This is a genomic window from Planktotalea sp., assembly GCF_039984035.1.
In the GTDB taxonomy this organism is placed as follows: Bacteria; Pseudomonadota; Alphaproteobacteria; order Rhodobacterales; family Rhodobacteraceae; genus Planktotalea.
This window is the reverse complement of record NZ_JBDWVM010000478.1, coordinates 1-6417: the sequence shown is the minus strand read 5'-3', so window position 1 is coordinate 6417 and position 6417 is coordinate 1. Positions and strand designations below refer to the sequence as shown.

The window sequence follows — 6417 nt, the reverse complement described above, 5'->3', positions numbered from 1 at the left end:
AGAGCTGCAGGACTTAAAGGAACTCCTCACGACCTTGCACGCGCAGGCCTGCCCTTTGAGAGGCTAAAGCATTTAGTATTCACGCGACAAATGCTCGGGTGTTTCACCGCGATACGCCGTTTCAGGCGGATTTGAGGGCCGACTTAGACCCATGAAACCGGGGACACCGGTGTAGCGGTTCACGATTCTGACGTGCTCAAATGCTGCTGCGCATCCAGCGTTCGGAATCTGCTTGATCCTCGCGCTTTCCATCCGTACACAGGCCCAGATTTTGACCGCCGCGGACGCCTCTGCGGCCCCTATGCAATGGACAAGGACGACATGCAGGTCACCGAAACACTGAACGAAGGTCTCAAGCGAGGCTACTCCATCACGATCACAGCTGCTGAGCTGGAAACGAAGGTCAACGAAAAGCTGGAAGAAGCGCGTCCAGAAGTTGAAATGAAGGGCTTCCGTAAAGGTAAAGTTCCTATGCCATTGCTGAAAAAGCAATTCGGCCAGCGTATTCTTGGCGAAGCGATGCAAGAAGCTGTTGATGGCGCGATGTCTGAGCACTTTGAGACATCTGGCGATCGTCCAGCGCTTCAGCCTGAAGTGGTTATGGTTGACGGTGAAACATGGAAAGAGGGCGACGACGTTAACGTCACAATGTCCTACGAAGCGCTTCCAGAAATTCCAGAAGTTGACCTTGCGAAGATCGAACTTGAGCGTTTGGTTGCAAAAGCTGACGACGCATCCGTTGAAGAAGCTTTGGCAAACCTTGCTGAAACGGCACAAGACTTCAAAGATCGCAAAAAAGGCTCCAAAGCCAAAGACGGCGATCAGGTTACAATGGACTTCCTTGGTAAAGTTGACGGCGAAGCATTCGACGGCGGCGCAGGCGAAGATTACCCATTGGTTCTCGGTTCCAACTCTTTCATCCCGGGCTTTGAAGATCAGCTCGTTGGCGTGAAAGCAGAAGAAGTTAAGGACGTCACAGTTACGTTCCCAGAACCATACCAAGCTGAGCACCTTGCGGGCAAAGAAGCTGTATTCACTTGCACGATCAAAGCAGTGAAAGAGCCTGTTGCGGCAGAAGTGAACGATGAACTGGCGACAAAATTCGGCGCTGAAGATTTGAACGCTTTGAAAGAACAAATCAAAGAACGCCTCGAAGCGGAATATGTCGGCGCAGCGCGCGCAGTCATGAAGCGTGGTCTTTTGGATCAACTCGATGACATCGTGTCCTTCGATCTGCCGCCATCCTTGGTAACAGCAGAAGCTGATCAGATCGCGCATCAGCTTTGGCATGAAGAAAACCCAGAAGTTGAAGGCCACGACCACGATAAGGTTGAGCCAACAGACGAGCACAATTCATTGGCAGAGCGCCGTGTGCGTTTGGGCTTGCTTTTGGCAGAGCTTGGTCAGAAAGCAGAAGTTCAAGTAACGGACGCTGAGATGACGCAAGCGATGATGAACCAAGCGCGTCAGTACCCTGGTCAAGAGCGCGAGTTCTTTGAATTCGTTCAACAAAACCAGCAGATGCAACAGCAAATGCGCGCACCGATCTTTGAAGACAAAGTCGTTGATTACATTGTTGAGTTGGCGAAAGTCACAGACAAAGAAATCAGCAAAGACGATCTTCAGAAAGCTGTTGAAGCACTCGAAGACGAGTAAGCTTTTCTTCGGTTCGAAAATTTGGCCTCGCTCTTTTGAGCGGGGCCTTTTTTATGTGCTATAACGCAAAAAAGAACGGACCCAGGGCTGTCATCCTGGGTCCGTCTATCTAACTTAAAGTCCCTTTTGAGGGGGGGTCTAGCTGTGAGTGGCGGGACTTTCAGTTAGTAACTGGTTTGAGCTGCTTTGGAGTTCCGTAAGAACCTTAATCGCGGCACGTAATTCATTTGGATCTGTTGCAGCGTTGAGTTGCTCGAACATGTACGATCTTATCGCATCCAGTGCTTCTGGAGTTTGGGGATTGAGATTTTCATCACCGAACCGTTCAATGGCTTCTTCTTCATCAATGAAAACGCTGCCTTTGATATTCGCAAAGCTGCGCACGGCTTCGATCCGTTCGGCACTGCAATCCATAAGGGCGGCCATGGCGGTGACTTTACCCATTGGCGTCGCTTTACCGAGATAATCATATGGCGCATTGCTGGATCGTTTGAGCACGCGGTTCATGATTGGATCAATCACGGCAACGGCATCTTCGACACCTGCAGATCGCGCATATTCAAAGGCGCCGACCATGACTTCGCTCGTCACATAAGAGATGGAATTGTTGCTTTTGCCGCTCTCCAGAAGATTTGTATCGACGCAAAAACGTGTTGCTTCCCAGATGAGGGGGCTGCGCGGCGCTGGTTGGCCCTGCAAAATTGAGCTAAATACATCAGCCAACATATTAGGGCCAGTGGTCTGCAAAAGTCGCATGCTGCCCGCGACTTTGCCGTCGTCATTTACTGACACGATATGCGTCGGGAAAAGGTCATCAAAATGATCGCGCTCCTGGCCATCAATGACCTCTACGTCCCAGCCCAACCGATCGCGAAAAACACGCGCGCGAAGTTCGAAGACTTGGGAAAGTAACCCTTGGAATTGATCGGCATTCACGCCGTCCACTACGATGATCATTTAGTTGCCCCTTTCACAGTTAATTTACTTTTAACCGAAGGGGAAAGAGATGCTATTGGGGGAATCCCGTAGATAGGCCAAATAGATTGAATCGCACAGGATTACACGCAACCATAAGGCGCATAGCATTTAGATTTTAAGAAGGTGAGAGAGCCGGGAAAGCTTACTTTGGATGGATAAATCCATAAGAAATACCGCGACCAACGGCCTGCGCAGTGGTAAGCGCGCTCAGTTTTGAACGAGCTGATCGCAAGTGAACTTCAACAGTGCGCATTGAAATCGTAAGGATATCGCCAATATCTTGCTGCGATTTGCCTGCCGCAGTCCATTGTAGGACTTCGCGTTCACGATCCGAAAGAATGGGACGGCGCAACGCGATCGACAGCGCGTCTGATTGCATCACAAGATCATGCATATTCACGGCTGCCGTTTGCAAAGTGGTGATGATTTCGGGTTTCAGCCGTTTCCACTCTCGCTCTGACGTGTCGCGCGTAACGCTAAGGAGACCGCACTCACCAAATGGACCACGAATTGGGACTGTTAGACCGCAATCAGAAATACCGAAATCGCGGCTGTTCTGGAAAACCGCCTGAAAACCTTCATGCTTTTTCAGGCGCGACCAATCAACGGGAGCGATAGAACGGGCCGAAATGCCAATCGTCGGGTCAAGGTTTTGAAACCCTTGACCCATATAGTGTTTAATCCATTCCTCTGGATAGGTCGCAAAGCCTTGGACCGCATCAGATACGGTATTGATCGTGCAATAGGATGCATAGTCCAATTCTAACTGATCACAAAGAGTGCCGAGATATGCGGTAAACTCGTCGCCGGTACGATCAGAAGAGGCTAAATCGATTAAATCCATACGCTGTTCCCAACAAGGCGGAAGAGTATAGATTACTGTCACACGAAAGCAGCGCTAACGCAACTTACGTATCTATTTTCAACGTCAATTTGCCTAGTTTTAGGCGGTTTCTTGTTCACTTGTCTTAGAAAGTGTACGAAGAAACGCTAGAACAGCGGTCTGTTGATCGCTTGGCAACGTTTCTACCAGCGCTAGGATTTCTCCGACGCGGGCATCTGTCAGCGCATTCATTGGTGTGTTCGAACGCGGCGTTTGCTGCGTTGTATCACCATCTGAAATCTTGCTGTCCAAGCCTTGGAAGAAGTATGAAATCGGCACGCCCAGTGTTTCTGCAATCATCAAGAGCCGAGACGCACTTACGCGGTTTGCCCCAGATTCATATTTTTGAACTTGCTGAAAGCGTACGCCAATTGCTTCTGCTAGTGTGGTTTGCGAAATCTTGAGCGCGATACGTCGCCCTTTAATTCGTGCACCGATTAACTTATCGATATCCGTCATAACTCTTTCCTCAGACTAGAAACTACGCACCCCAACTCACATAACGCAATTTCGTATGTGCCCATACGAACAGAAACGACTGCAAGTTGCAAGTCATTGTAAAGAATACGGTTAAAGATGTCTTGAGATTCGTGAGATTTTTTGGAAAATTTGAGCAAAAAACTGCCTGATTCCTGACTGTTAGAGTCAAGAAGGGGCCGCAAAGAATTGCAGCCCCTAATTTCTGTCAACATGTTGAAGCTAATTTAGCTTTCTTCAGATTGATCTTCTGTTGATTCGACTGCCGCAGGTGCGTCGTCATCTTCGCTTGCTGCTGCGCCGATATCGTCGAACAGTTCAGCGATTTCGAAGTCTGCTGCTGCTTCTTCTTCAGCTGCCAATTCCTGGATGGATTTGCCAGATGCCTGAAGTTCAGCTTCTTCTGTTGAACGTGCAACGTTCAGAACAACTTCCGCGTCAACTTCCGGGTGAAGGCGAACAGTTACAGTGTGCAGGCCCAGTTCTTTGATTGGCGCTTGCAGGATAACCTGCTTGCGATCAACTGAGAAACCGTCTGCTGTCGCAGCTTCAGCTGCGTCACGTGTAGTAACGGAACCGTAGAGATAGCCGGCATCGGACGCTTGGCGAATCACGATGAACTGTTGGCCGCCCAAACGAGATGCCATATCTTCGGCTTCTTTTTTGGTCTCAAGGTTGTTTGCTTCAAGCTGTGCTTTGCGTGCTTCAAAGCTCGCAATGTTCGCAGCAGATGCTGTGAGGCCTTTGTTTTGCGGCAGCAGGAAGTTGCGCGCGTAACCGGCTTTAACATCTACAACATCGCCCATTTGGCCGAGCTTTGCGACGCGTTCAAGAAGGATAACTTTCATGATCGTTCTCCTTATTTCACAGCGTATGGCAGAAGCGCGAGGAAGCGGGCGCGTTTGATGGCACGAGCCAATTCACGCTGCTTTTTCGCAGACACTGCAGTGATACGGGACGGTACGATTTTGCCACGCTCAGAGATGTAGCGCTGGAGCAATTTCGTGTCTTTGTAGTCGATCTTTGGTGCATTCTCGCCAGAGAAGGGGCACACTTTGCGACGGCGGAAAAATGGTTTTGCAGCCATGGTTTAGAGTCCTTTCTTCAAGCTAAGATTAGCGACGTTCGCGGCGTTCGCCACGTTCTTCGCGTTTTTGCATTTGAACGGATGGCAGATCTGCGTGCTCATCCATTTTGATCGTCAAAACGCGCATTACGTCTTCGTGCAGGCGCATCAGGCGTTCCATTTCTTGGACCGCTGGTGCAGGTGCATCAGAGCGCAAAAAGGCATAGTGGCCTTTGCGGTTTTTGTTGATTTTGTAGGCCATTGTTTTGACGCCCCAATACTCGCTATCCACGAGTTTGCCGCCGTTGTCGGCGAGGACGGTGCCAAAATGTTCGATAAGACCTTCAGCTTGCGTGTTGGACAAATCCTGACGCGCAATCATGACATGCTCATATAAAGGCATGTGTGCTCCATTCATGTATCAGCGCATTTCAAAGACCAAGACATCATTGCTTTCCGCGCCTCGGTCACGAGAGACTGCGCAGTGAAAATTCTGCGGAAAGCTCGGCTCTCATAGCTATGAAACGGAAGCGGTGCAAGGGCGCAGGGCAATTAACCATGAAGCGCCGCGTTGACGCCATATTTCGGTCCAGTTTGAAACGGAAGTTCTAATCAACTTTAGACTTCACACGAGGGAAGACCATGTCAGAACTTTCAGCATCCTCAATGACGTTCACAGCACGTCCAGAGCACAAGCCTTTCTTCTCGGCAAAATTCTTTTGCAAGTTTATCGGATCGGTCTTTATGATGAGCGCCATCGGTCTTTGGTTCGCGCCAGGATCAAGCAACATGGCGGATGTGTTGTTGTTGAAGACCGGATTGACCGGCATTTTGACCATTTGCGCAATGGTTGCCTTCCTGTCCCGCAACTAAATCCTTACATTCGCTTTTATTCGAAACATTTGTGTTCGCTTACGCACACGAGATGTTGAACTCCTTCGGATTGCGCGCGGGCTATGTTAGTCTTCATAGTCTGCACATCTTCAACAGGAGCTTTTGCTATGAAATCACTTCTTTTAGCTGCGGCCGTTGCCGTCGCTGGTACATCCGCGTTTGCAGCCCCAGAAAAATACACGCTTGATGCAAGCCACAGCCAGATCGTATTTTCCTATGACCATATCGGTTTTTCAACGACCTATGGCATGTTCTCTGGCTTTGAGGGCGAAATCATGTTCGACGCGGACGATGCAGCAGCATCTTCTGTAACGGTTTCCATGCCGGCAAAGTCTATGATCACAGGTTGGGAAGCGCGTTTGGGCCACTTCATGAGCCCAGATTTCTTCGATGCGTCGGATGATGAAATGGTGACATTTACATCGACGTCGATCGAAGTGACGGGCGAAACAACAGCTAAGAT

9 protein-coding genes are annotated in these 6417 nt (G+C 49.6%); 3 read left to right on the top strand and 6 right to left on the bottom strand.

Translation table 11 applies throughout. The features are described 5' to 3' along the window. Window positions 1–321: 321 nt before the first annotated feature. Window positions 322–1656, top strand: coding sequence for a trigger factor (tig, locus tag ABJQ89_RS21615; protein ID WP_348498217.1), 1335 nt, complete (start codon window positions 322–324; stop codon window positions 1654–1656). Between the two features lie 138 nt (window positions 1657–1794). Here tig and ABJQ89_RS21610 read toward each other — a convergent pair whose 3' ends face one another. From ABJQ89_RS21610 to rpsF, 6 genes are all read right to left on the bottom strand, one after another. After that, window positions 1795–2613, bottom strand: a complete 819-nt coding sequence (locus ABJQ89_RS21610) for an acyl-homoserine-lactone synthase (RefSeq protein WP_348498216.1) — start codon at window positions 2611–2613, stop codon at window positions 1795–1797. Between the two features lie 163 nt (window positions 2614–2776). After that, window positions 2777–3478 carry a LuxR family transcriptional regulator gene (locus tag ABJQ89_RS21605; protein WP_348498215.1) on the bottom strand — a complete coding sequence of 234 codons (702 nt, stop codon included), beginning with the start codon at window positions 3476–3478 and terminating at the stop codon, window positions 2777–2779. Window positions 3479–3577: 99 nt separating this feature from the next. After that, window positions 3578–3976: a helix-turn-helix domain-containing protein gene (locus ABJQ89_RS21600; protein WP_348498214.1), complete on the bottom strand. Its 399-nt coding sequence runs from the start codon at window positions 3974–3976 to the stop codon at window positions 3578–3580. Between the two features lie 245 nt (window positions 3977–4221). After that, window positions 4222–4842 carry a 50S ribosomal protein L9 gene (rplI, locus tag ABJQ89_RS21595; RefSeq protein ID WP_348498213.1) on the bottom strand — a complete coding sequence of 207 codons (621 nt, stop codon included), beginning with the start codon at window positions 4840–4842 and terminating at the stop codon, window positions 4222–4224. An 11-nt stretch (window positions 4843–4853) separates the two neighbouring features. After that, window positions 4854–5081, bottom strand: coding sequence for a 30S ribosomal protein S18 (gene rpsR, locus ABJQ89_RS21590; RefSeq protein WP_009805008.1), 228 nt, complete (start codon window positions 5079–5081; stop codon window positions 4854–4856). 28 nt (window positions 5082–5109) lie between these two features. Further along, window positions 5110–5463 carry a 30S ribosomal protein S6 gene (gene rpsF / locus ABJQ89_RS21585; RefSeq protein WP_348498212.1) on the bottom strand — a complete coding sequence of 118 codons (354 nt, stop codon included), beginning with the start codon at window positions 5461–5463 and terminating at the stop codon, window positions 5110–5112. Between the two features lie 239 nt (window positions 5464–5702). Here rpsF and ABJQ89_RS21580 point away from each other — a divergent pair, with 239 nt between their 5' ends. Both ABJQ89_RS21580 and ABJQ89_RS21575 read left to right on the top strand, forming a co-directional pair. Then, window positions 5703–5933, top strand: a complete 231-nt coding sequence (locus ABJQ89_RS21580) for a hypothetical protein (RefSeq protein WP_348498211.1) — start codon at window positions 5703–5705, stop codon at window positions 5931–5933. A 128-nt stretch (window positions 5934–6061) separates the two neighbouring features. Beyond that, on the top strand, window positions 6062–6417 hold a 356-nt coding region (locus ABJQ89_RS21575), incomplete at its 3' end, for a YceI family protein (protein WP_348498210.1).